Genomic DNA, 22,665 nt, shown 5'->3' with positions numbered 1-22,665 from the left:
TTGTGGCCACCCCCCTTGCTCGTCTGGAGTGCTCATGACAAAACGCGCAGTCGCGGCCCTCGCCGGGCTCGCTCTGCTCACGGCCGCGTGCGGAGGCACGGCGAGCGGTCCCGAGCAGCAGGGTCAACCGGCCACGGGCGGCACGTTCACCTTCGCGATCCCGTCCGACCCCGGTGCCCTCGACCCCGCCATGGGCGTGCTGTCGGTCACCAACAACGTGCTGGCCCTCGCCTACGACACGCTCGTCTCCGTAGACGAGTCGGGGAAGATCGTCCCCGCGCTGGCCGAGAGATGGGACGTCAAGCCCGACTCGGTCACCTTCACCCTGCGGAAGGGCGTCACCTGCTCGGACGGCTCCCCGGTGACCCCCTCGAACGTGGCCGACAACGTCAACCACATCGCCGACCCCGCCACCAAGTCGCCGATCTACGGCGTGTTGGTGCCCTCGGGCATGAAGGCGGAGGCCGACGACGCCGCCGGCACGGTGACGCTGTCCATGGCCGAGCCGTTCAGCTTCATCCTGGAGAGCACCCGGTCGATGTTCATCGTCTGCGGCAAGGGGGTGAAGGACCGTGCCTCGATCGCCCGGGCGAGCTCCGGCAGCGGGCCGTACCAGCTCACCGAGGCGGTCCCTGGCGACCACTACACGTTCAAGGTCCGCCGGGACTACGCCTGGGGGCCGGCCGGCGCCGCCGCCAAGGACCTGCCGGAGACGGTGGTGATGAAGGTCGTGCCGAACGAGCAGACCGCCGCCAACCTCCTCGTCGCCGGCTCTCTCAACGGCGCCGTCTTCCTCGGGCCCGACCGGTCCCGCGTCGAGGCGTCCCCTGGCGTGAACAAGCAGTCGCTCACGGCCAGCACCGGCCAGTTCTTCTACCACCAGGGTGACGACAGGGCGGCCCGCGACCCGGAGGTCCGCAAGGCCCTGACGCAGGCGATCAACCTCCAGGAACTGGCCGGCATCGCCTCCAGCGGCACCGGCAAGCCCGCTACCGGCCTGGTCCTGGAGCCCCGTCCCTGCCGGGGCGACTCCGTCGCCGGGCACGTGCCCGCCTTCGACGCCGCGGCCGCCGCGGCCGGGCTCGACGCGGCCGGCTGGAAGCTCGGCGCCGACGGGTTCAGGGCCAAGGACGGCAAGCGGCTGAGCCTGCGCTACATGTACGCCACCACCCGCGGCCCCGGCTACCAGGCCGCCGCCGAATACATGGCCGAGGCGTGGAAGAAGCTCGGCATCGACGTGAAGCTGAACGGCGTGATCGACACCAAGCTGTCGGAGTCGCTCAACGCCACCCAGGACTGGGACGTCGTATGGCTGCCGATCGGTGTCACGCTGCCCAGCCAGCTCGTCGGCTTCCTGTCGGGGCCGTCCGCCCCCAAGGGCGCCAACTTCGCCCACCTGACCAACAAGCGCTACGAGGAGCTCGTCGCCAAGGCGAGCAAGCTCCCCGCCGCCGAAGCCTGCCCGACGTGGCTGGAGTCGGAGTCGGCCCTGTTCGAAACCGCCGACCTGGTGCCCGTGGTGGACACCACGGCACTGCTGGCCGGCAAGGGCGCCACATTCCGCACCATGGCCGGGAGCCTGGTGCCCACCTCGATCCGCCTCACGCAAGGAGACTAGTGAGCGACCCCCGGACCCCGGAGCGCCCGGGCAGCAGGACGGCCACGGCCGCGCGCAGGACGCTGCGTACGGCCGCGCGCCGGATCATGCGGTTCGCCGTGTCGCTGGCGGTGCTGCTGGTGGCGTCGTTCGCGATGATCCACCTCATCCCGGGCGACCCGGTGCGCGCCTCGCTCGGCCCGGCCGCCCCGATCGAGCTGGTGGAGGCCCGTACAGCCGCGCTCGGCCTCGACCGCCCCCTCCCGGAGCAGCTCATCACCTACGTCGGCGACGTCCTGACCGGTGACTTCGGCACGTCCTTCCTGACAGGGGAGGCGGTGGGCGACGTCATCGCGGCCCGCCTGCCGAACACCCTGGCCCTGGCCCTCCTGGCCACCGCGCTGGCGCTGATCGTGGCGGTGCCGCTCGGCATGTGGGCCGCGGTACGGACGGAGAACGGGCGCAACCGCGGCACCGAACTGGCCTTCGGCACGGTCACCGGCACCGCCGTGGCCGTGCCCGAGTTCCTGTACTCCATCGCGCTGGTGGCCGTGCTGGCCGTCGGCCTCGGCTGGTTCCCGCCCGCAGGCAAGGCCGGGCCGCTCACGTACGTGCTGCCCGTCCTGGCTCTGTCGGTCGGGCCGATCGCGATGATCGCCCGGATCACCCGCGTGGAGACCCTGCGCGAGCTGGGCACCGACTACGTGCGGCTGGCCCGCGCCAAGCGGCTGCCCGCGGCCCGGCTCCACCTGCGGCACGTGCTGCCCAACACGCTCACGGCCACCCTGACCGTGGGCGGCCTGCTGCTGACCTCGCTGATCGCCGGCAGCGTCCTGGTCGAGTACGTCTTCGCCTGGCCCGGACTCGGCCTGAAGATCGTCGAGGCGATCACGCAGAAGGATTACCCGGTCGCGCAGGCCGTGATCCTCGTGTACGGCGCCATCGTGCTGATCGTGAACCTCGTCGTGGACCTGGTGCTCGGCGCGCTCGATCCCACCTCGGAGATCAAGGAGGTCGCGGCCTGATGCGGGCCAAGACGGCGCTGATCGGCGGCGTGCTGGTGCTGCTCATGGCGGTGCTGGCCGTGGCCGGGCCCATCATCTGGGGCGAGGCGGCAGAACGCATCGACGCCGGCGCCATCCTCCAGGGGGCCTCCGCCGAACACCCGCTCGGCACCGACAACCTGGGCCGCGACCTGCTGGCCCGGGTCCTGGTGGCGGGCCGCTACTCCCTGGCCCTGGCGCTGGCGGCCACGCTCATCGGCGCCACCGGCGGCATCCTGCTCGGCGCGCTCCCGTCCGTGCTGCCCCGGCGGGCCGCCCGGATGGTCACCGGCGCGGTCAACGCCCTGGTGGCCTTTCCCGGCCTGCTGCTGGCCATGTTCACGGCGGCGGTCACCGGGCTCGGCGCGCGTGGCGCGGTGCTCGGCATAGGCGTGGCCATCGCGCCCGGCTTCGCGCGGCTCACCCAGACTCTGGCCGCCTCGGTCGCCGGCGCGGACTACGTGGCCGCGGCCCGCATGCTGGGCGTGCCTCGCCGCCGCATCCTCACCCGGCACATCCTGCCCAACATCGCCGAACCGCTCATCCTCAACCTCGCCCAGTCGCTCGGCGGCGCGCTGCTCGGCCTGGCCGGCATGTCGTTCCTCGGTCTCGGTGTGCAGCCGCCGGACTTCGACTGGGGGCGCCTGCTGTTCGACGGGTTCGCGCGGATCTACGTCACCCCCGTGGTCGCGCTCGGTCCCGCGGCAGCCGTGGCGCTGGCCGGCATCGGTTTCAACCTGCTGGGCGACACCCTGGCCAGGGCCGCCGCCCGCTCCTCGGCCGGGCAGCGCGAGACCGTACGCCCTGAGCCGCCGGAGCCCGCCGGGGAGCCGGACCCGGACGCCGTCCTGGAGGTCCGCGACCTGACAGTCTCCTTCCCCGGCGGCTCGACCCCTGTACGCGGGCTGTCCCTGATCGTGGCGCCGGGGGAGATCGTCGGTCTGGTGGGCGAGTCCGGCAGCGGGAAGAGCCTGACCGCCGCCGCCATCGGCGGCCTGGTTCCCTATCCCGGCACGGTGACGTATGGGCGGCTGCGCCTCGGTGGCGCCGGCGTCGCCACCCTGTCCGGCAAGGAACTGGGCACCGCGCTCGCCATGGTGTTCCAGGACCCGATGGCCTCGCTCAACCCCGCGCTGAAAGTCGGCGGCCAGCTCGCCGAGGTGGCCGTCGTCCACCAGGGCGCGAGCCGCGCGGCCGCGCGGCGCCGCGCCGTCGACCGGCTCGGCCACGTCCACCTGCCCGACCCCGCCAAGCACGCCGCCCAGCATCCGCACGAGCTGTCCGGCGGCATGCGCCAGCGCGCGGTCATCGCCATGGGCCTCATGGGCACGCCACGCCTGATCGTCGCCGACGAGCCCACGACCGCCCTCGACGTGACCGTGCAACGGCAGATCCTGCGGCTGCTGCGCGAGGTCGTCGAGGAGACGGGCGCGGCCCTGCTGTTCATCTCCCACGACATCGCCGTCGTCGGCGAGCTGTGCGACCGCGTCGTCGTCATGTACGCGGGCCGGGTGGTCGAGGAACTGCCCGCCGACCGGCTCGCCGGCGGTGCCGCGCACCCCTACACCAAGGCGCTCGTCGCGTCCCTGCCGGACCTCGACACCGACCGGAGCCGCCCGCTGGCCGGCATCCCCGGCACGCAGCCGGCCCCGGCACAGGTCGGCGCGGGCTGCGCGTTCGCCGGCCGGTGCTCGCTCGCCACCGAACAATGCCGGACGGAACATCCCGAACTCGTCGTCCATGGTCCGCGGCAGCGGGTCGCCTGCTGGGAGGTCACCTCGTGAGGATCGAAGGTCTGACCGTACGCTACGGCGGCTTCACCGCGGTCGACGACGTCACCCTGGAGGTCCCCGACGGCCACGTCGTGGGCCTCGTGGGCGAGTCGGGATCGGGCAAGTCGTCACTGGCCAGGGCCGTGAGCGGGCTCGTGCCCTATACGGGCGCGATCGAGGGCGCCCCGCGTGTCCAGATGGTCTTCCAGGATCCGTACGCGTCGCTCGACCCGCGCATGACGATCGGCGAGACGGTCGGGGAGGGCATCGCGAAGCGCCGCCGCGCCACGGAGGTGCCGCGGTTGCTCGGCCTCGTCCACCTGCCTGCCGAGCTGGCCGGGCGCTACCCGCGCGAGCTGTCGGGCGGCCAGCGGCAGCGGGTGGCGATCGCCCGCGCCCTGGGCGGTGACCCGGCCCTGCTGGTCGCCGACGAGATCACCGGCTCGCTCGACGTGTCGGTCCAGGGCGCGGTGCTCAACCTGGTCCGCGGGCTGCGCGACGAACTCGGGCTGTCGATGGTGTTCATCTCGCACAACCTGGCTGTCGTCCGGTACGTCGCCGACACCATCGCCGTCATGCACCGCGGCCGGATCGTCGAGCACGGGCCCGCCGAGCGAGTCGTCGGCGAGCCGGCCCACGACTACACGCGCGCGCTGCTGGCCTCGGTGCCACGGCTCAGAGGGTGATCCACTCGGTGGAGGTGGTCACCGCGTCGAGTATGTCCGGGATGGGCTCGACGCCGATGCCGGGGCGGGTGGGTACGTCCAGGTGCCCGTCTGCGAGCTCGAACGGTTCGGTGATGTCGGTGGCGTAGTAGCGGCGCGATGCCGAGGTGTCGCCGGGGAGGGTGAAGCCGGGGAGTGCGGCCAGTGCCACGTTGGCGGCTCGGCCGAGGCCGGTTTCGAGCATGCCGCCGCACCACACGGCGATTCCGTTGGCTCGGCAGAGGTCGTGGATGCGCCGGGCTTCCAGGTAGCCGCCGATGCGGCCGGGTTTGATGTTGATGATGGAGCAGGAGCCCAGCGCGATCGCGGCGGCGGCGTGTTCGGCCGACTCGATCGACTCGTCCAGGCAGATCGGCGTCTTGAGACGCTGTGCCAGCTTGGCGTGCTGGATGAGGTCGTCGTTGGCCAGCGGCTGCTCGATCAGCAGCAGGTCGAACGCGTCCAGGCGGGCCAGCCGTGGGGCGTCGGCGAGCGTGTAGGCGGCGTTGGCGTCGACCTGGAGCAGGATGTCGTCGCCGAACCGTTCGCGTACGGCCTGGACCGGTTCGAGGTCCCAGCCGGGTTCGATCTTCAGTTTGATCCGGAGGTAGCCCTCGTCCAGGTAGCCGGCGACGGCGTCGAGCAGGTGCGGGATGGAGTCCATGATGCCGACCGATACCCCGCACGGCACTCGGGTGTGGGTCGCGCCGAGGAAGCGGGCGAACGACTCGCCCGCCGCGCGCAGCTGGGCGTCCAGTACGGCGGTTTCCAGTGCGGCCTTGGCCATGCGGTGGCCTTTGATCGGTTCGAGGGCGTGGCCGACGTCGTGGACGTTCAGGTTCTTGGGTAGGGCGGGTAGCAGGAAGCGGCGGATCACTTCGGCGGCGCCGTCGGCGTATTCGGGGGAGTAGAGCGGCTCGGACATGGCCACGCACTCGGCCCATCCTTCGGCGTCCGGTGTCACGACCCTGACCAGCAGGACGTCGCGGGCGGTCTCGGTGCCGAACGAGGTGCGGAACGGCGCCACCAGCGGCATCGCGATCCGCCGCAGCTCAACCCCGGTGATCTTCACACTCTCTCCACTACATAGAAGGACTTCTCGCAGAACCCGGTCACCTGACCGCCTTCGGCCATCAGGCCGCCGAGCACGTCGCGAACGGCGTGCCGCCACGCCTTGGCCGTGCCCGGATCGCTCCGCCGCAACGCCTCGATGTCGGCGGGCAGGCCGACCAGCACCGTCGCCCCGTCTGCGCGCCCCACGACGGGCCGCCCGCCCTCGTCCGCGAGCACCACGACGGCGTCCTCCGGCGCCGCTGTGACGTACGGCTCGCGACGTGCGAGAGCTTCGACGTGCGGTGCGGTGAGCGGCCAGGAGGCGAGCAGGCGGTCGGACTCGTCACCCTGGTTGATGGCGTCGTCCATGACGCCGTAGAAGCAGGGCAGGTACTCCTGGGGGCGGGCGCCGAGTTTGGCCAGGTTGAAGTGGGCGTTGCGGCGTACGAGAGGGTCGTAGGTCCAGGTGATGCACTCCAGGCCGCGTTCCAGGGCCCAGCGCCGCTGGTGCAGCTTCAGCTCCAGCCCGACGCCTTGTCGTGCGGTCGTGCCGGTGATGTGGGAGTGCAGCGTGCCGCCCGCGGCGAAGAAGCCTACCGAGCCGCCGACGAGCCGGTCACCGTCGAAGGCGCCCGCCACGTAATTGCCGGAGTGCGCGAACGCGCACATCAGCTCCAGCGTGACGGGCGGGTCGCCGGATCCGAAGTGCCAGATCTCGTCGTACAGGTCAAGGACCCGTTCGAACTCCGCGATCTCATGGAGCTCCCTGACCGCGATCAACTTGCCGCCTTTCCTCCTGGACGTTCACCGGCGACGGTATGCCATGGTGCGGTCGGCGTATTCGTGCCGGACAACCAAGAGGAGGCGCGCATTCGTCGAAGCGCACCGGAGCCCGGTCAGAAGGCGACGCCGCAGCGCAGGATGACGTTGGCGTACGGTCGCGCCTCACCGGTGCGCACCACCAGCTTGCCGGCGGCGGAGAGCTTCTTGAGCCGCTCGTGCGGCACGTACGCCAGCCCCGGCAGCCGCTCGCCGAGCAGCGCGTCGCAGGCGGGGTTGGCCCCGCGGACCTCCTCGGCCGCCGTGGCGCCCTCGACGACGATCTCGGCGAGGATGCCGTCGAGCACGTCGCCGAACGACGGGATGCCCGCGACGAACGCCAGGTCCACCACCGGCACGCCGGCCGGCAGCGGCATGCCGCTGTCGCAGATGAGCAGCTCGTCGGTGTGCCCGAGCCGGGCCAGGGCTCCCGCCAGGGCCGCGTTGATGACGCCGCCGCGCTTCACAGGTACTCCACCTCCGTCATCGTCGGGTACGAATCCTGCGCCCCCGGCCTGCGTACGGCCGCGGCGCCTACCCTGGCGGCGAACGCCGCGGCATCCGCGAGCGGCTCGCCCGCGGCCAGCCTCCAGGCCAGCGCCCCGGTGAACGCGTCGCCGGCCCCGGTCGTGTCCACGGCCGTCACGCGGGGACTGGGCACCGCGTGGACGACGCCGGCCTCGGCCACCACGGCCCCGTCGGCGCCCAGGGTGATGACGACCGAGCGGGGGCCGAGTGCCAGCAGGCTCTTGGCCTGCCGGTCCGGCTCGCCGGGTACGCCGAGCAGCAGGGCCGCCTCGTGCTCGTTGACGACCAGCGGATCGCACAGCGCCAGCAGTTCGTCCGGCACCGGAGCGGCCGGCGACAGGTTGAGCACCGCGCGGCGGGCCAGCCGGGCCGCGGCGAGCACCGCCGGCAGCGGGATCTCCAGCTGCAGGGACACGACCGGAGCCGACCGCAGCAGCGGCGCCGCGTCCAGCACGTCGGCTTCGGTGAGCCGGGCGTTGGCGCCGGGGGCGACGATGATGCTGTTGTCGCCCTGCGGCCCGACGGCGATCATGGCGATGCCGCTGGCGGCGGGCGTGTCGTGCAGGTGAGCGAGGTCGACGCTGTCACGTTCCAGCGACTCGCGCAGCAGCCGCCCGTGCCCGTCGGCGCCGACCCGGCCGAGCAGCGCCACCCGTGCCCCGAGCCGTGCGGCGGCCACGGCCTGGTTGGCGCCCTTGCCTCCGGGGTGGACGGCGAGCTCCGAGCCGAGCACGGTCTCGCCCGGCGCGGGATGCCGTTCCACCCGGACGATCAGGTCGGCGTTGGCCGACCCCACCACCACGACGTCGAACGGGTGGCGGGGCCGGCCTTCGTCCTGTTCACCCACCGTGCTCATGCCCCGGTGAACTCGGACAGGTTGTCCTTCGTGGCGACCTTCACCGGCACGTTGAGGGTGGCCTCCAGCTTCTCGCCGCCCGCGGCCTTGACCGCGTTCTGCACGGACTGCTGGCCGAGCAGGGCCGGCTGCTGGGCGATGCTGGCCGCCAGGGTGCCGGCCTCGATCGCCTTCAGCCCGTCCGGGGTGCCGTCGAAGCCGACGACCTTGACCTCCTTGCCGGCCTTGGCGCCGAGCGCCTTGATCGCGCCGAGCGCCATCTCGTCGTTCTCGGCGAACACGCCGGTGACGCCGGGGTGCGACTGCAGCAGGTTCGTCATGACGTCCAGGCCCTTGGTGCGGTCGAAGTCGGCCGGCTGCTGGGCGACGACCTTGATGTTCGGGAACGCCTTGATGCCCTCGGTGAAGCCCTGGCCGCGGTCGCGCGAGGCCGAGGTGCCGGGCACGCCCTGGAGAACGACGACCTCGCCCTTCTCGCCGATCTCCTTGGCGAGCTGCTCGGCGGCCAGCTTGCCGCCGGCCACGTTGTCGGAGGCGACGGTCTGGGCGACCGTGGCCCCGTTGACGCCGCGGTCCACGGCGAGCACGGGAATGCTGGAACGTTCCGCGACCTTGACCGCAGGCGCGGCGGCGTCGGAGTCGACCGGGTTGATGATGATCGCCTTCATGTTCTGGCTGGTGAAGTTCTGCACCTGGTTCACCTGCTGGGAGGCGTCGTTCTGCGCGTCGGTGACGGTCAGCGTGACGCCCAGCTTCTTGGCCTCGGCCTCGGCGCCCTCGCGCAGCTGCACGAAGTAGGGGTTGTTCAGGGTGGAGATCGACATGCCGATCTTGACGTCGCCGCCGGAGGCGGTTGCCGGCGAGCCGGAGGAGGACGTGCCGGACGAGCCGCAGGCGGTCAGGCCGAGGGTCAGAGCGGCGCCCGCCGCGATGAGGGCGTGGATGCGCATGGGTGGTACCTCACTTTGTTCTTACTGGTTGTGCGGTGGTGTCAGCGGCCGCTTCGGCGGCGCAGTGTGTCGAGCAGGACGGCCAGGGCGATCACCACGCCGATGACCACCTGCTGCCAGAAGGCGGAGACCGACAGCAGGTTCAGCCCGTTGCGCAGCACGGCCAGGATGAGCGCGCCGACCAGCGTGCCGAGCGCCCTGCCCTTGCCGCCCGACAGGCTCGCCCCGCCGATGACCACGGCGGCGATCGCGTCCAGCTCGTAGCCTGAGGCGGCCTGCGGCTGGGCCGAGGCCAGCCGGCTGGCCAGGACGATCCCGGCCACCGCAGCGAACGCGCCGGACAGGGCGTAGGTGACGAGTTTCTGCCTGCTGACGGCGATGCCGGACAGCCGGGCGGCCTCTTCGTTGCCGCCGATGGCGTACATCGCCCGGCCGGCGTAGGTGCGGTTGAGCACGACGGCGGCGATCACGCCCATGAGCGTCATCACCAGCACGGGGACCGGCAGGTAACCGCCGACGGTGTCGCCGAGGTGGGAGACCGCCTCCGGCATCTCGATGGGGCTGCCCTGGGAGACCACCAGGGCCAGACCCCGCGCCACGCCCAGCATGGCGAGCGTGGCGATGAACGGCGGCAGCTTGCCGTACGCGATGAGCGCGGCGTTGACCAGCCCGCACCCGACGCCGACGGCGAGGGCGACGAGCGTGGCCAGCGGCCAGGGCAGGCCGGTGTCGGCGGCCGTCCAGGCCAGCACGATCGCCGACAGGGCGGCGACGGCGCCGACGGACAGGTCGATCCCGCCGGTGATGATGACGAAGGTGGAGCCGAAGGCGAGAATCGCGGTGACCGCCGCCTGGACGCCCACGTTCAGCAGGTTCGTCACGGTCAGAAAGTCGCCGGACAGCAACGACAGCGCCACGACGAGCACGACGAGCGCCGCGAGCGAGCCGTTCTCGGCCAGCAGGCTCCTGGCCGCCGGCCGTCCGGCCAGCACGTTAGTGGACACGGGCATCCTCCACCTCGGTGACGGCCAGCGCCATCACGGAGTCCTGGGTCGCTTCGGCGGCCTCCAGCTCGCCGACGAGCCTGCCTCTGGCCATGACGAGGACGCGGTCGCTCATCCCGAGGATCTCGGGCAGATCACTGGAGATCATGAGGACCGCGTGGCCGGAGGCGGTGAGCGAATTGATCAACTGGTAGATCTCGACCTTGGCACCGACGTCGATGCCGCGCGTTGGCTCGTCGAGAATGAGCACGTTGGCGTCGGCGAGCAGCCACTTGCCGATCACGATCTTCTGCTGGTTCCCGCCCGACAGGGTGCGCACCTCCTGGCCGAGGTGGCTCATCCGCACGCCGAGCTGGGCGGCCACCCGCGCGGCGGCCTCGCGCTGCCCGGCCCGGTCGACGAAACCGCCGCGGGTGGCGCCGCGCAGGGTGACCAGGCCCAGGTTCTCGGCGATGTCGGCGCCCAGGACGAGCCCCTGGCCCTTGCGATCCTCCGGGACCAGACCCAGCCCGGCCTCCATGGCGGCGCGCACGTCGCCGCCGGGCAGCCGCCGGCCGCGCACCAGCACCTCGCCCGAGTCGTAGGCGTCGGCGCCGAACACCGCTCGGACCACTTCGGTGCGGCCCGCGCCGACCAGCCCGGCCAGGCCGACGACCTCGCCGGCGCGCACCTCGAACGACACGCCGGAGAACGCGCCGGCCCGGCTCAGGTCGCGCACCTGCAGCAGCGGCTCGCCGGCCGCGGCGACCTCGCGCGGGTACTGCTGGTCGATGGGCCGGCCCACCATGAGCCGGATCAGCTCCTCCTCGGGCGTGCCTGCGGGCACCTGCGCCACCGAGCGGCCGTCGCGCAGCACGGTCACCCGGTCGCCGATCTGCGCGATCTCCTCCAGGTGGTGGGTGATGAACACCACGGCCACGCCCCGCTCGCGCAGCTGCCCGACCAGGCCGAACAGGCGCTGCACCTCACTGGTGGTGAGCACGGCGGTGGGCTCGTCCATGATGAGGACGCGGGCGTTCAGCGCGAGCGCCTTGGCGATCTCGACCATCTGCATCTGCGCGATGCCCAGGTCGGCGACGCGGGTGCGCGGGTCGACGTCGATGCCCACCCGGTCGAGCAGGCCGCGGGCCTGCTCGTGCATGCGCCGCGTGTCGACGAACCCGAAGCGGCGCGGCGGCCGGCCCAGGGCGAGGTTCTCGCCCACCGTCAGCTGGGGGACCAGGTTGAACTCCTGGTAGATCGTGGCGATGCCGAGCCGCTGGGCGTCGGCGGCGGTCCGGATGGCGACCGGCTCGCCGTCGAGGAGGATGCGGCCGCTCCCGGGCTGGTAGGCGCCGGACAACATCTTGATGAGCGTGCTCTTGCCGGCGCCGTTCTCGCCGAGCAGGACGTGCACCTCGCCCTCGCGCAGGTCGAAGTCGACGCCGTCGAGCGCCACCACGCCGGGGAACCTCTTGCCGAGTCCCTCCACGCGCAGGATCTCCCGTGCCTGGCTCACGAGCCGTCCTCCTTGCCTGGGCCTGTCTCTCCGCACGACTCGCGGACCACGAGCGTCGCGGGCAGCACGACCGAGTCGGTGGCCCGGCCGTGCAGAGCGTCGAGGATCAACCTGACCGCGCGCCGGCCCAGCTCGGCGGTGGGCTGGCTGATCGCGGTGATGCGGGGATGGATGTGGTTGAACCACGGCACGTCGTCGAACGAGGCCAGCGCCACGTCGCCGGGGATGTCCAGGCCGCGCTCGCGGACCTCGTCGAGCGCGCCGAGGGTCATGAGGTTGTCGCCCAGGAAGATCGCCTGCGGCGGTTCGGCCAGGTCGAGGAGTTCGGCGGTGATCCGCCTGCCGCTGCCGGCGCGGAAGTCGCCGACGCGCACGTACTCCTCGGGGACCTCCAGGCCGTGCTCGGCCGCCGCCCGCAGGAAGGCCTCCGTCCGTTCGCGCCCGGTGGACAGGGTGCTCGGCCCGGAGACGAACGCGATCCGCCGGTGCCCGAGGCCGCGCAGGTGGGCGACCAGCTCGGCGATGGCGGTGCTGCCGTCGGCCCGCACCGACGGCACCTCCACGCCGCTGAGCGTCCGGTCGAGGAAGACCAGCGGCCGCTCCCCCCGGCTGACCTCCTCCACCAGGGGCGTCACCTCGGCGGTCGGGCAGATCAGCAGCCCGTCCACCTGCTGTTCCATCAGGGTGCGCACGTAGTGGTCCTGCTGGTCGGGGCGCTCGTCGGCGTTGCCCATGATCACGGTGTAGCCGGCCTCGCGGGCCTCGTCCTCCACGGCCCGCGCCAGCTCGGAGAAGAACGGGTTGAGGATGTCGCCGATGATCAGCCCGAGTGTCCTGGTGGCCTCGGTGCGCAGGGACCGGGCGACGGCGTTGGGCCGGTAGTTCAGCGCGGCCATCGCGTCGTGGACCCGGTTGCGCGTCTCCTCGGTGACCGAGGGGTTGTCGTTGAGCACCCGGGACACGGTCGCGACGGAGACGCCCGCCTGCGCGGCGACATCCTTGATGCGAGCCACCTGACCTCCATGTAATCGGTTACATGAGGGTATGTAATCGGTTACATGCTTGTGAAGTGGTTGAAAGTATCGTTCAGGTTACGTTCGGGGCCCTTGCCCGGGTCCAACCCGGCCGTCCACGTACCGGCCGCCCAGGCCGTCCAGCCGCGGCCACGTCGCGACCGGCACGGACGTGGCGGCGCCCTGTCCGATCGTCTTGAACGTGTCGTTCCCGTTCTCCATCGCGGGTCGAGTGCCTCACCGCGAAGCTGAGCGACACGACCCTCGCCCCGCCGGCCGCCGCCGGCGCGGGGCGCCTTCCGCGCCTCAGTGGCCGGCGCTCATGCCTCCGTCGACGTGAAGGATCTCGCCGGTGACGAACGGAGCCTTCTCGAGGTAGATCACCGCGTCGACGATGTCGCTCACTTCACCCAACCGCCGGACCGGGTGCAAGGCCGCGAGGGCCTGGTGGGTCTCCTGGGGGTGCATCGGGGTCTTGATCGTGCCCGGCGAGACGGCGTTGACGCGGACGCCGCGGGTCGCGTATTCGATGGCCAGTGACTTGGTGGCGGACTGCAGTCCTCCCTTCGTCAGCGAGGCCAGCACCGAGGGGACATTGGAGTCGGGGTTGTCGACCAGGCTGGTGGTGATGTTGACGACGTGGCCGCTGCCTTGAGCAAGCATGTGCTGTATGGCCAGCTGGGTCATGCGGAAGAACCCGGCCAGATTCACACCGGCCACGGCGGCGTAGTCGTCGGCGGTGTACTCGGTGAAGGGCTTGGCGATGAAGAGTCCCGCGTTGTTGATCAGGGTGTCGATACGGCCGAAGCGCTCGATGCCGGCGGCGATGACGCGCTCGGCGGTGGCGGGGTTGGCGATGTCGCCCTGGATGGTCACGACGTCGGCGTCGTCGGCGGGGGCGATCGTACGCGAGGTCGCGACGACGCCGTAGCCGAGCTTGCGGTAGGCGGCGACGAGTCCGGCGCCTATGCCCTGCGACGCTCCGGTGATGACCGCGACCTTCTGGCCGTGGTGGCTCATGATGACCTTCCTTGGTGTTCGAGGATGCTGTCGTACTAGGCGACCGGTCGTCTATAAGGTAGACGACCGGTCGATAATCGTCAAAGCGGGATGGCGCACGGCCGTTCGGGAACGGTGGCGGTTCCGTAGTCAGGCCCTTGGTGCAGGGCTGGCTCAGCCTTCCGGGATGACCCGGGATACGTGGTACTGACGGATCCGCCATGTGTCCGGATCGCGCCGAAGGACCAGGGACAGGTGCACCGCCGCTTCCCAGCCCTTCGGGTCGCGGAAGGTGACATCCGCGAATCCACCGGCCACTTCGTCGCCGACGGTGTAAGTGCTCAGGACGGCGACCTCGGCGGTTCGGTCGTCCGGAACCGCCTCGTAGTACGCGCGTACCGCGTCGCGGCCGGTGACGACCTTGGGCCCGAAGCCCTGGAAGAGGGCGTCAGGGGTGAACAGGTTGGCCATCGCGTCCACTTGGTGGCCGTCGAAAGCGGCCTTCCAGCGGTTCAGGGTCTCGCGCATTGGATCGGTCATGGTGTCTGCCTCCATGGTGGGTGGCCGCGGGATTATGTTAATAGTCGACCGGTCTAGTAAAAGTAGAGGACCGGTCATACACTGGCAACATGGGACGAACGAGTGATGCCAAGGAGAGGATCCTCAGCGCCGCGCAGACACTCATCGAGCTGCGTGGCTACTCCGCGTTGGGCGTGGCCGAGATCTGCAAGGCGGCAGGCGTGCCGAAGGGCAGTTTCTATTACTTCTTCACCTCCAAGGAGGACCTCGCCCTGGCCGTCATCGACGAGCACTGGGCAGGCCAGCGCAGCAACTGGAACCGGATACTGCAGAACGATGACCCGCCCCTTCATCGGCTACGGCAGCTGTTCGAGGCCACCGAAGCCGACCAGCGCGCCGGCCAGCAAAGCTGCGGGACCGTCTCGGGCTGCCTTTTCGGGAACCTGACGCTGGAGATGAGCAACCAGACCGAAGCCCTCCGCGAACGCCTGCAGCAGATCTTCGAGGCGCAGGTCGACATGGTCGACAAGGTCATCACCGAAGCCCGGGAGCGCGACGAGGTCACGGTCGCCGACACCCACGAGGCCGCGCGATCCGTCGTCGCCCAGCTTGAAGGCCAAGTTCTCTTCGCCAAGCTCTACAACAACACCCAACGCCTCAACGCTCTGTGGACGAACTGCCTGGCCCTTCTCGGCGCCACCGCCCCCGACCGAGCTCAGGAACCACCGGCGATCCCGGTGCGGTGAAGCACTGGCTGATCTGCAGGTCCTCTCGTCCAGCGCGGTTCGTCCTGTCCGGGCAGGGACTGCCCACCGTCTACGTGAGCGGCGACAACGCCTCAATGCGTGCTGTGGCTGAGGTCTCCCGCCGCGTCCCGAGCATCGACGCGGCTGTACTCAACGCCGGAGCGGCCCGCGTCAAGGGCGAGTTCCGGGAGCGTCCGGTATCGATGGACAGCCGCCGGACTGCGGCCGCAGCCGCGGTGCTGGGCGCCACCGTGGTCATCCCGGCCCACTACTCACACGCGGGGCGGCGCGTAGGGCGTGACGTCGATGGGCGGCTCCTCGCCGAGGGCCAGCGCGGCGGCGATCCTGCCGGTGAACGGGCCCGCCGTCAGCCCGTACGCGGACAGGCCGGTCGCCACCACCACGCGGTCGGTCAGCGGGCCGATCAGGGCCGGGCCCGGCGCGTACACCGGGCGCAGGCCCACCCGCGTCTCCGTCACCGACGCCCCGAACAACCCAGGAGCTACCCGCAGCCCCGCCTCGATCAGCTCATTCAGGCCGCCCATCGTCACGCGCGGCGAGAACCCCACGTCCTCCACGGTCGCGCCGATCAGCACCCGCGAGTCGGCGAACCCCAGCAGGTACGGGCCGGCGCTGGGCAACACGATCGGCCACCACGCCGTGTCGATCCCTTCCAGCGTCACGTGCAGAATCTGCCCCCGCCTCGGGAACACCGGCAGCTCCACGCCCAGCGGCCGGCACACCTCGCCCGTCCACGCCCCGGCCGCGACGATCACCATGTCGGCCTCGAGCGGAACGCCCCCGCCGGCGAACCGGCGGGCCGACCCCATGGTGGCGGGCGGTGAGGCGGAGGGGACGAGCGGCGCGGCCTGCCGCCAGGACGTGGTCTCGCCGCTCACCTCACCCTGCGGCTCCGCGGGCGGGGGCGGCGCGGCCGGGCGCCACGGCTCGGTCGGGGACGGGCCGGCCAGAGCGTGCACGATCACCTCGCCGTCCGGGGTGAGCCGCGCGGCGCCCGTACGCACCTCGGCGCCCCTGGCGACGGCGGCGTTGAGCAGCGCGTCGCGTACCGAACAGCCGTCCACGCGGGCCGCACCCGGCACCAGCAGCGCGCTCAGGGTGTCCGACAGCGGCGGGAACAGCTCGGCCGGGTCCGCCACGTCCGTGACCTCGCCCATCTCCGGCGCTTCCGGACGGCGGCGGCGCAGCAGGGCGCGCACCGGCTCCAGGTCCGCCGGGTCCTCCGCCACCAGCAGCGCGCCGACCTTGGCGTACCCGATGTCCTCGCCCAGCCCCTCCACCAGGTCCGGGTAGTGACGGGCGCCCTCGCGGGTGAGCCGGTACCAGTCGTCGTCCTCGGGATGGTCCACCCACGGGCACACGATGCCCGCCCCCGCCTGCGTCGCCTCACCCTGGTAGCCGCCGTCCACCACCGTCACGTCCGCGCCCCGGCCGCTCAGGTAGTAGGCCGCGCCCGCTCCGACGATGCCGCTTCCGATCACCACAACACGCATGAGCCCAATGATCGCAGCCCGGGTGACCTGGGCCGATGACCGGGCCACCGCCTGTCGCGCGCATGCGTTCTCTGGAGGGGGCGCTGGGCTCCGCCCACCTGCGTGCGCCCGTGTCTCCTGCGCCCGTGTCTCGTGGGCCGGCCTGACGGCGGGGCCATCTCCCCGTGCGGCGCCACGGCGGGCTGGGGGGAGGCCGCGGTCCCGGGTAAGGATCAGCGCATGGAGCTCTCCCTCACGAAGATCGACCTGCCGCGCCCCATCCGGGCGGCCGCATCAGATGGAACCACCGTGTGGTGCGCGGGCACCGACGGAGTACGGGCCTACACGACGTCCGGCACGCTGCTGCGCCGGCCGGAGAACGGCGGTCACAAGAGGGCACGCCCGCCGGAGCTCCTGTCTCTGGCGGCGGTGCCGGGGACGGTGGCCGGAACGCCGGGTTTGCCGGGAACGTTACCGGAGACGGTGATGGTGCCCAGGACGTTCGCGGGGACGGCGGCGACCGAGGGCACGCTGCAGGGAACCCTGGCCGGAACCGCGGGCCACCGGGTGTACTGGCTGGATCCGGCCGGCGCGCCCTTGGCCAGCGCGCGCTTCGACGGCCGGGTGCTCGCCGGCGGCGGGGAGATCTGGGCCGTCGCCGCCGGCCAGGCACGCAGACTGGCCGGACCGGGCCGATTAGGGGAGCCGGTGGAACTGCCCGGCCTGGACGCGTGCGCCGTGGAGGGCGGGCGGCTGTGGTGGACCTCGACACGGGACACCCTGCTGCGGGGCGGTCCCAGGGAAATCGACCTGGGGCGGCGCGAGCGCGGCGGCATGGCCGTGTGCGCCGGCTCCCTGTGGATCAGCGTGCGGGGCGGGCTGCTGCGCGTCTCAGCCTGGTCGGGCGAGCCGAGGCGGCTCGTGGGCGCGCCGGACGGGCCGGTGCCGTTCCTCGTCTGCGCCAACGGGGTCCTGGCGGGAGGCGGACGTGACCTGTTCGCGCTGGCCCCTGTCGCCGGCGCCGCGCTGCGCGTGATCAGGCTCGGGCTGCAGGCGCCGCTCGCGCTGGTGATCGCGGCCGGCAAGCACGTCTGGGCCTTCCCCGCCGGGCGCGCCCAGGCCCTCATCGTGCCTGCCGAACTCCTCAGCGGCGGCGGGCCCGGCCGGTGACCTTGCCGACGTGCCCGTCCCGTCGGCCGTTACCGGCAGGTGGCTGTGCCGACGTGCCGGTCCCGCCGCCCCTTACCGGCCGGCGCCCCAGCCGTGCGTCTTCATGAGCCGGGCCGCGACCCGGGCGAAGCGGTCGGCATCCAGCACCGCGCCCTCCCGCCGGATGTCGTCCTCGTCCAGCACGAAAACCCGGTCCAGCCGTACGTACGACGCCCGGCCGTCGCGCCCCCACGCGCCGAGCGGCAGCCATTCGGGCCCGTCGTCGCCCTTGCTGGACAACATCATGCCCAGCAACCTGCGCCCAGTGCGGCCCACGACCAGCAGAGGCCGGTCCTTGCCCCGGGACGGGTCCTCCTCGTACGGCACCCAGGCCCAGACGATCTCCCCGGGGTCGGCCAGGCCGTCGAGGTCGGGGGAGTAGGCCAGGGTGGCGGGGCCGTTGAGCACGTGGACCTCGCGTACCGCACCCCGGGCAGGCTGGGGGTCCTCACCTAGATCGCGCATTGGGGGAGCTTACGGCCCGCGCCGGGCGGAAATCCACCCGGTCACGGATTTCGTGACGCGAGCAGGCGGCGCAGGGCCGTGGGGGTGTGGCCGACATGGCGGCGGATCGTGCGCGTCAGGTGCGCCTGGTCGGCGAACCCCAGGTCGGCGGCGAGCACGGCCAGGCCCGGCTCGCCGTTTTCCAGCCGGTCGAGCGCCCGCCCCACGCGGACCCGGTTGCGGTAGTGGGTCAGCGAGATGCCGAGCTCGCGGGTGAAGGCCCGGCTGAGCTGGTAAGGCGACACCTCCAGGAACTCGGCCAGCGACAGCAACCCGCCCGCCGCCGGGTGCCCGGCCGTGATGGCCTCACGGGCGGCGCCGACGATGGCGGCGCTCGTGCGCGTGGTGGCATGCCCTGGACGGCCGGCGACGGCCCCTGGCCGGTCGGCGGTGGCAGATGGGCGGTGGATGGCGGCCTTCGGGGAGCGGTCGGCAGCCTGCGCGAGGGCGGCGCCGATCAGCGGCAGCAGCGACTCGGCCACCGCGAAGTCGGTGTCGCAGCTGCGCGCGGCCGCGAGCACACGGCGGTGGGCGAGGTCGAGGCGGGCGTCCACGTAGATGGTCGAGCGTGCCGTGCGGGCGCCCTCGCCGGCGAGCACCCGCCACAGGCGGGGTGACAGCGACAGCGAGGTGCACACGTCGCCGCCCGCCGGATGGGCGAAGTGCTCCTCCTCACCCGGCACCCCGAGGTAGGCCATGGTCGGGTCGGCGACCACGCTCCGGCCGTCGGCCTTGCGCCGGAACGTGCCGCGGCGCACCAGCACCACCCGATATCGGTCGTTCACCTCCGTGGCCGACCAGCCTCGGTGGTCCTCGACGCAGGTCACCGCGTCGAGGGTGAATCCGGGCCCGGTAGCGAGAAGCACGGAGGAACGCACGCGACGAACGCTACGCCGCCCCTCCGACAAATCCCGGCGCGCAAGGATGTTCAAGACTCGGCCGACCCGTCACCGGCACGCTGGCCTCATGACCACGACGACATTGACCTCCATAGTCATCGACTGCGCCGACCCGACGGCCCTGGCGGCCTTCTACGCCAAGGCGACCGGATGGCGTGCCACCGACGGCGACGCCGACTTCGCCGGTCTCGAAGGCGGCCCGGTCTCGATCGGGTTCCAGCGGATCGACGGCTACCAGGGCCCGGGCTGGCCCAACGAGGGCAAGCACGTGCACCTGGAGTTCAAGGTCCCCGACGTCGAGACCGCCAAGAAGGAGCTGATCGCGCTGGGCGCCACCGTCCCCGGCTTCCAGCCGGGCGGCGACTCCTGGACCGTCCTCCTCGACCCCGAAGGCCACCCCTTCTGCATCATGCAGGCCTAGAGGGCGGCGAAGAATGCCCTGATGTCGTCCGCCAGCAGCGCGGGGGCCTGCAGCGCGGCATAGTGGCCGCCGGTGGCGAACTCCGACCAGTGCACCACGTTGTGGACCTGCTCGGCGTAGCGCTTCACAGTGCTGTCGCCGGGGAAGACCGCGATGCCGGTCGGCGTCTTGTCGGGCTCGTCAGGCGGCGCCCAGTCGGGCGCGCTCTCCCGGTAGAGGCGGCCTGACGAGCCCGCCGTGCCGGTGAACCAGTAGAGGGACACGTTGGTCAGGATGTCGTCGGGTGACAGCCCGCCGACGTCCTGGCCCCAGGAGGCGAACGCCGACCGCGGCCGAGATGAGTGGAGCCCGTGGACGAGCACTCCTGTGTGCTCACCCTCCGCGGTGACGACCTCCACCTCATGTCAGTGGTCGTGGCCTTCCTCGACGTCGACTTCGAGGTGCTCGAACCGGTCGAGCTAAAGGAAAGGCTGCACATCCTCGGGCAGCGCCTGCTCTCCTCTAGAATCTGATTCTGTGTCGTCGACGTCAGCGTTCTTCACCCGGAAGCAAGGGGAGTTGATCCCCTCGCCGCACGCGCGCGGCCCCTGGTCCCCCGACATGCTCCACGGCCGCCTCCTCGGCGGGCTCGCCGCCCGCGCCCTCGAGGAGGCCCACGGCGAGCCGGGCCTGCACTTCGCCCGGCTGACCGTCGACCTGTTCCGCAACAGCCCGATGCTGCCCGTCACCGTGGAGACCACCCTGGTCAGGGACGGGCGCCGGATCCGGGTCGCCGACGCGGTCATCTCCACCGAACAGGGCGTGATCGGGCGGGCCAGCGCCGTGCTGCTACGGCAGAGCGAACCGCCAGGCGGCCCGCAGACCCTCGTCACGCCTGCCTGGGACGAGCCCGCGCCGGACGGGCCGCCGGCCGAGTGGACCGGGTGGAGGCCGCCGTTCGACCTGTGGCGGCTGACCGAATGGGGCGCCCCGGGACCGGGGCGGGCATGGATGCGGGAGACGTATCCGCTGGTGGACGAGGAAGCGGTGTCGCCGTTCGTCCGGGCGGCGCTGGCCGCCGACTTCGCCAGCCCGCTGAGCAACGCCGGAACGGACGGGCTGCGTTTCATCAACGCGGATTACACGCTGACCCTCGCCCGCCTCCCGGACAGCGACGTCCTCGGCATCGAGGCCACGGGACACGTGAACGCGGCCGGCGTCGCCACCGGCCAGGTCACCCTGCACGACACGACCGGGCCAATCGGCTTCTGCACGGTGACGGCGGTGGCCAACCCGGCCGGCATCGTCGGCCGCTGACCCGGCCGCGCCCCCGGGCCCCGTCAGGCTTCGGAGAACACCTCGTAGTGGTCGACGGTCCGTTCCCGGTCGACCAGGAACGCGTCGTCCTCGGGGTAGAAGACCGCCCTGCCCGGATCGTCCCCGGCGAACGCCTTGATCGCGTCCCACGACTCCCACAGGGAGATCAGGAAGAACTCGGTCCTGTCGCCTGCGTCGCGCGTGGTGAAGTAGGCACCCCGGTTGCCCGGAGTCGAGGTGTATCCGGTGAAGCCGGTGCGCAGCAGATAGGCCTCGTAGGCCCTCGCGTCGCTCGATCGCGTCCAGCCCCGCCATGTGCGAACGATCATAAGGTCCATGATGCTGCCACCGGCCATCGCCGTACAACGGTGACATCCCCTCTGTGACGAAGGCGTCCGGATCAGTGAACCGCCGGCGCGTTTCCCGCGTACGCACTGGGAGAGGCTCCAACGGATCAAAGGCGGGAGACCATGACGAGGCCAGGCCCCATCCTCACGTTGCTGGCGGGCATGGCGACCACGGCCGCCCTGGTGTCGCTCAGCCTCGCCGAGTCGCCCCCACCACCCCAGCCCGGCGCCATGACCTCGGCGTCCATGGAGAACCCGACGCCGACCGGCACCGCCGGCGAGGACTACCCGGCGGCCGGACCGCAAGAACCTGCCCAGACCCCGACCGGCAGCCCGAGCGCCGCGCCCGCGACCGGGGTCGTCCGCGCCGACTACGCGACCCGGGTCCGGGGCAGCCGCGGGCTCTTGGCGATCTCCGTTCGCGGTGCCAAGGCGATCGCGTACTTCTGCGATGGCAGGACCGAAGCCTGGTTCCAGGGCACGGCCGACGGCGGCATCCTGACCCTGGAGGGCTTCGGCGGCGCCGACGTGAGCGCCGAGATCGCCGATGGCGCGGCCGTCGGCGAACTGTCGATCGGCGATCAGCGCTGGGACTTCACCGCGCCGACGGTGCGCAAGCCGTCGGGCCTCTACCGGGCGACGGCGCTGGTCCGGGGCGCGAAGCTGGTGGCCGGATGGATCTACCTGCCGGACGGCAGCAGAGTCGGCGCCGTGACCCTGGACGGCGCACTGGTCACCGCGGAGATCCCCGAGCCCGGGCAGGCCACGGTGATCAAGGGCGCTGTCATCACCCCTGAGGACGTGGACGCATTCATGGGAGGGCTGTGATGTACGACACCGAAGTGACCCGCCAGTCCGGCCCGGGCGCCATCCTGCTGCTCCTGCCCCTCGGCGTGGGCGCTCTCGTCGCCGTCGCCCTCGGCCGTTACGGCACGCTGCACCAGCCCACCGGCTTCGCCGTCGGCGTCGCGGGCTTCTCCGGCGCGCTCCCGATGAAGGCCTGGCTGACCACGGGGGCGTTCCTCCTCGCCGGGGTCCAGCTCTTCTCCTCCCTGGTGATGTGGGGCCGGATCCGGCTGGACCTGCCCTGGGTCTATGGCCTGCACCGCTGGTCGGGCCGGCTGGCGTTCCTGCTGACGCTGCCGGTCGCCTTCCACTGCCTGTACGCCCTGGGGGCGCGCTACGACGACACCCGCGTGCTGGTCCACTCCCTGGCGGGCTGCTTCTTCTACGGGATCTTCACCACCAAGATGCTGGCCCTGTCCCGGCGCGGGATCCCCCCGTGGGCGTTCCCCATCCTGGGCGGGCTGGCCTTCACGGCGCTGGTGGCCCTCTGGGTGACCTCGTCGCTGTGGTTCTTCACGACGGCCGGCCTGACATGGTGATGGCGGCCCG

General features: G+C 71.8%; 26 protein-coding genes. 11 read left to right on the top strand and 15 right to left on the bottom strand.

Going from position 1 to position 22,665, the window contains the following annotated elements:
* Positions 1–34: 34 nt before the first annotated feature.
* The 4 genes from OHA25_RS40505 to OHA25_RS40490 are packed head-to-tail and all read left to right on the top strand — an operon-like array spanning position 35 to position 5,098.
* The gene (locus OHA25_RS40505) at positions 35–1,618 is read left to right on the top strand and encodes an ABC transporter substrate-binding protein (protein ID WP_327582197.1); all 1,584 of its coding nucleotides are present in this window, start codon (positions 35–37) and stop codon (positions 1,616–1,618) included.
* Positions 1,618–2,622: an ABC transporter permease gene (locus OHA25_RS40500; protein WP_327582196.1), complete on the top strand. Its 1,005-nt coding sequence runs from the start codon at positions 1,618–1,620 to the stop codon at positions 2,620–2,622. The genes OHA25_RS40505 and OHA25_RS40500 overlap by 1 nt, the downstream gene beginning before the upstream one ends.
* Complete coding sequence (locus tag OHA25_RS40495; protein ID WP_327582195.1) at positions 2,622–4,424, top strand: dipeptide/oligopeptide/nickel ABC transporter permease/ATP-binding protein; 1,803 nt, start codon at positions 2,622–2,624, stop codon at positions 4,422–4,424. Before OHA25_RS40500 ends, OHA25_RS40495 begins: the two co-directional genes overlap by 1 nt.
* Positions 4,421–5,098 carry an ABC transporter ATP-binding protein gene (locus OHA25_RS40490; protein ID WP_327582194.1) on the top strand — a complete coding sequence of 226 codons (678 nt, stop codon included), beginning with the start codon at positions 4,421–4,423 and terminating at the stop codon, positions 5,096–5,098. The genes OHA25_RS40495 and OHA25_RS40490 overlap by 4 nt, the downstream gene beginning before the upstream one ends.
* On the opposite strand, the gene menC is transcribed toward OHA25_RS40490, so the two are convergent.
* From menC to OHA25_RS40445, 10 genes are all read right to left on the bottom strand, one after another.
* Positions 5,088–6,188: an o-succinylbenzoate synthase gene (gene menC, locus OHA25_RS40485; protein WP_327582193.1), complete on the bottom strand. Its 1,101-nt coding sequence runs from the start codon at positions 6,186–6,188 to the stop codon at positions 5,088–5,090. The genes OHA25_RS40490 and menC overlap by 11 nt on opposite strands.
* Positions 6,185–6,949: a GNAT family N-acetyltransferase gene (locus OHA25_RS40480; RefSeq protein ID WP_327582192.1), complete on the bottom strand. Its 765-nt coding sequence runs from the start codon at positions 6,947–6,949 to the stop codon at positions 6,185–6,187. Before OHA25_RS40480 ends, menC begins: the two co-directional genes overlap by 4 nt.
* A 116-nt stretch (positions 6,950–7,065) precedes the next feature.
* Entirely contained in the window at positions 7,066–7,455 is a 390-nt protein-coding gene (rbsD, locus tag OHA25_RS40475) for a D-ribose pyranase (RefSeq protein WP_327582191.1), read from the bottom strand.
* A complete protein-coding gene (locus OHA25_RS40470) occupies positions 7,452–8,363 on the bottom strand; it encodes a ribokinase (protein WP_327582190.1) in 912 nt (303 codons plus the stop codon). The genes rbsD and OHA25_RS40470 overlap by 4 nt, the downstream gene beginning before the upstream one ends.
* Before the next feature lie 5 nt (positions 8,364–8,368).
* A complete protein-coding gene (locus tag OHA25_RS61615) occupies positions 8,369–9,322 on the bottom strand; it encodes a D-ribose ABC transporter substrate-binding protein (protein ID WP_371825984.1) in 954 nt (317 codons plus the stop codon).
* A 41-nt stretch (positions 9,323–9,363) separates the two neighbouring features.
* Positions 9,364–10,332 carry an ABC transporter permease gene (locus OHA25_RS61610; RefSeq protein WP_371825985.1) on the bottom strand — a complete coding sequence of 323 codons (969 nt, stop codon included), beginning with the start codon at positions 10,330–10,332 and terminating at the stop codon, positions 9,364–9,366.
* Entirely contained in the window at positions 10,316–11,824 is a 1,509-nt protein-coding gene (locus OHA25_RS40460; protein WP_327582189.1) for a sugar ABC transporter ATP-binding protein, read from the bottom strand. The genes OHA25_RS61610 and OHA25_RS40460 overlap by 17 nt, the downstream gene beginning before the upstream one ends.
* Positions 11,821–12,837 carry a LacI family DNA-binding transcriptional regulator gene (locus OHA25_RS40455; protein WP_327582188.1) on the bottom strand — a complete coding sequence of 339 codons (1,017 nt, stop codon included), beginning with the start codon at positions 12,835–12,837 and terminating at the stop codon, positions 11,821–11,823. Before OHA25_RS40455 ends, OHA25_RS40460 begins: the two co-directional genes overlap by 4 nt.
* Positions 12,838–13,143: 306 nt before the next feature.
* A complete protein-coding gene (locus OHA25_RS40450) occupies positions 13,144–13,857 on the bottom strand; it encodes an SDR family NAD(P)-dependent oxidoreductase (protein WP_327582187.1) in 714 nt (237 codons plus the stop codon).
* Positions 13,858–14,010: 153 nt separating this feature from the next.
* On the bottom strand, positions 14,011–14,376 hold the full coding sequence (locus tag OHA25_RS40445; RefSeq protein WP_327582186.1) for a YybH family protein: 366 nt from the start codon (positions 14,374–14,376) through the stop codon (positions 14,011–14,013).
* An 89-nt stretch (positions 14,377–14,465) separates the two neighbouring features.
* Here OHA25_RS40445 and OHA25_RS40440 point away from each other — a divergent pair, with 89 nt between their 5' ends.
* On the top strand, positions 14,466–15,101 hold the full coding sequence (locus OHA25_RS40440; RefSeq protein ID WP_327582185.1) for a TetR/AcrR family transcriptional regulator: 636 nt from the start codon (positions 14,466–14,468) through the stop codon (positions 15,099–15,101).
* A 272-nt stretch (positions 15,102–15,373) separates the two neighbouring features.
* Here the strand turns inward: OHA25_RS40440 and OHA25_RS40435 are convergent, their stop codons facing one another.
* The gene (locus OHA25_RS40435) at positions 15,374–16,615 is read right to left on the bottom strand and encodes an NAD(P)/FAD-dependent oxidoreductase (RefSeq protein WP_327582184.1); all 1,242 of its coding nucleotides are present in this window, start codon (positions 16,613–16,615) and stop codon (positions 15,374–15,376) included.
* Between the two features lie 219 nt (positions 16,616–16,834).
* Between OHA25_RS40435 and OHA25_RS40430 the strand changes: the two genes are divergently transcribed.
* Positions 16,835–17,764: a hypothetical protein gene (locus OHA25_RS40430; RefSeq protein WP_327582183.1), complete on the top strand. Its 930-nt coding sequence runs from the start codon at positions 16,835–16,837 to the stop codon at positions 17,762–17,764.
* 72 nt (positions 17,765–17,836) lie between these two features.
* Here OHA25_RS40430 and OHA25_RS40425 read toward each other — a convergent pair whose 3' ends face one another.
* Positions 17,837–18,268: a type II toxin-antitoxin system PemK/MazF family toxin gene (locus OHA25_RS40425; protein WP_327582182.1), complete on the bottom strand. Its 432-nt coding sequence runs from the start codon at positions 18,266–18,268 to the stop codon at positions 17,837–17,839.
* A gap of 41 nt (positions 18,269–18,309) precedes the next feature.
* Positions 18,310–19,185 carry a helix-turn-helix domain-containing protein gene (locus OHA25_RS40420; RefSeq protein ID WP_327582181.1) on the bottom strand — a complete coding sequence of 292 codons (876 nt, stop codon included), beginning with the start codon at positions 19,183–19,185 and terminating at the stop codon, positions 18,310–18,312.
* 88 nt (positions 19,186–19,273) lie between these two features.
* Between OHA25_RS40420 and OHA25_RS40415 the strand changes: the two genes are divergently transcribed.
* Complete coding sequence (locus tag OHA25_RS40415) at positions 19,274–19,627, top strand: VOC family protein (RefSeq protein ID WP_327582180.1); 354 nt, start codon at positions 19,274–19,276, stop codon at positions 19,625–19,627.
* Here the strand turns inward: OHA25_RS40415 and OHA25_RS40410 are convergent.
* Entirely contained in the window at positions 19,624–20,025 is a 402-nt protein-coding gene (locus OHA25_RS40410; RefSeq protein ID WP_327582179.1) for a hypothetical protein, read from the bottom strand. The two genes, OHA25_RS40415 and OHA25_RS40410, sit on opposite strands and share 4 nt — an antisense overlap.
* Positions 20,026–20,028: 3 nt before the next feature.
* On the opposite strand from OHA25_RS40410, the gene OHA25_RS61605 reads away from it, so the two are divergent.
* Both OHA25_RS61605 and OHA25_RS40405 read left to right on the top strand, forming a co-directional pair.
* The gene (locus OHA25_RS61605) at positions 20,029–20,139 is read left to right on the top strand and encodes a hypothetical protein (RefSeq protein ID WP_442941942.1); all 111 of its coding nucleotides are present in this window, start codon (positions 20,029–20,031) and stop codon (positions 20,137–20,139) included.
* 4 nt (positions 20,140–20,143) lie between these two features.
* Entirely contained in the window at positions 20,144–20,923 is a 780-nt protein-coding gene (locus OHA25_RS40405; RefSeq protein ID WP_327582178.1) for an acyl-CoA thioesterase domain-containing protein, read from the top strand.
* Positions 20,924–20,946: 23 nt separating this feature from the next.
* On the opposite strand, the gene OHA25_RS40400 is transcribed toward OHA25_RS40405, so the two are convergent.
* The gene (locus OHA25_RS40400) at positions 20,947–21,252 is read right to left on the bottom strand and encodes a hypothetical protein (RefSeq protein ID WP_327582177.1); all 306 of its coding nucleotides are present in this window, start codon (positions 21,250–21,252) and stop codon (positions 20,947–20,949) included.
* Between the two features lie 141 nt (positions 21,253–21,393).
* On the opposite strand from OHA25_RS40400, the gene OHA25_RS40395 reads away from it, so the two are divergent.
* Together OHA25_RS40395 and OHA25_RS40390 are read left to right on the top strand one after the other, a co-directional pair.
* Complete coding sequence (locus OHA25_RS40395) at positions 21,394–22,098, top strand: hypothetical protein (RefSeq protein ID WP_327582176.1); 705 nt, start codon at positions 21,394–21,396, stop codon at positions 22,096–22,098.
* Positions 22,098–22,655, top strand: coding sequence for a DUF6529 family protein (locus OHA25_RS40390; RefSeq protein ID WP_327582175.1), 558 nt, complete (start codon positions 22,098–22,100; stop codon positions 22,653–22,655). The genes OHA25_RS40395 and OHA25_RS40390 overlap by 1 nt, the downstream gene beginning before the upstream one ends.
* The last annotated feature ends 10 nt before the right edge of the window (positions 22,656–22,665 follow it).

Origin of the sequence: Nonomuraea sp. NBC_00507 (assembly GCF_036013525.1) — a bacterium.
Lineage (GTDB): Bacteria > Actinomycetota > Actinomycetes > Streptosporangiales > Streptosporangiaceae > Nonomuraea.
This window is presented reverse-complemented; position numbering and strand designations above follow the sequence as displayed.

What these genes read in the sequence shown, in the direction of transcription:
- OHA25_RS40425 (WP_327582182.1), bottom strand. Translation starts at nt 18,268, where the DNA reads ATGCGCGATCTAGGTGAGGACCCCCAGCCTGCCCGGGGTGCGGTACGC.
- OHA25_RS61605 (WP_442941942.1), top strand. Translation starts at nt 20,029, where the DNA reads ATGTCAGTGGTCGTGGCCTTCCTCGACGTCGACTTCGAGGTGCTCGAA.
- OHA25_RS61610 (WP_371825985.1), bottom strand. Translation starts at nt 10,332, where the DNA reads ATGCCCGTGTCCACTAACGTGCTGGCCGGACGGCCGGCGGCCAGGAGC.
- OHA25_RS40390 (WP_327582175.1), top strand. Translation starts at nt 22,098, where the DNA reads ATGTACGACACCGAAGTGACCCGCCAGTCCGGCCCGGGCGCCATCCTG.
- OHA25_RS40435 (WP_327582184.1), bottom strand. Translation starts at nt 16,615, where the DNA reads ATGCGTGTTGTGGTGATCGGAAGCGGCATCGTCGGAGCGGGCGCGGCC.
- OHA25_RS40415 (WP_327582180.1), top strand. Translation starts at nt 19,274, where the DNA reads ATGACCACGACGACATTGACCTCCATAGTCATCGACTGCGCCGACCCG.
- OHA25_RS61615 (WP_371825984.1), bottom strand. Translation starts at nt 9,322, where the DNA reads ATGCGCATCCACGCCCTCATCGCGGCGGGCGCCGCTCTGACCCTCGGC.
- OHA25_RS40450 (WP_327582187.1), bottom strand. Translation starts at nt 13,857, where the DNA reads ATGAGCCACCACGGCCAGAAGGTCGCGGTCATCACCGGAGCGTCGCAG.
- OHA25_RS40505 (WP_327582197.1), top strand. Translation starts at nt 35, where the DNA reads ATGACAAAACGCGCAGTCGCGGCCCTCGCCGGGCTCGCTCTGCTCACG.
- OHA25_RS40445 (WP_327582186.1), bottom strand. Translation starts at nt 14,376, where the DNA reads ATGACCGATCCAATGCGCGAGACCCTGAACCGCTGGAAGGCCGCTTTC.
- OHA25_RS40495 (WP_327582195.1), top strand. Translation starts at nt 2,622, where the DNA reads ATGCGGGCCAAGACGGCGCTGATCGGCGGCGTGCTGGTGCTGCTCATG.
- OHA25_RS40400 (WP_327582177.1), bottom strand. Translation starts at nt 21,252, where the DNA reads ATGATCGTTCGCACATGGCGGGGCTGGACGCGATCGAGCGACGCGAGG.
- OHA25_RS40430 (WP_327582183.1), top strand. Translation starts at nt 16,835, where the DNA reads ATGGAGCTCTCCCTCACGAAGATCGACCTGCCGCGCCCCATCCGGGCG.
- OHA25_RS40395 (WP_327582176.1), top strand. Translation starts at nt 21,394, where the DNA reads ATGACGAGGCCAGGCCCCATCCTCACGTTGCTGGCGGGCATGGCGACC.
- OHA25_RS40440 (WP_327582185.1), top strand. Translation starts at nt 14,466, where the DNA reads ATGGGACGAACGAGTGATGCCAAGGAGAGGATCCTCAGCGCCGCGCAG.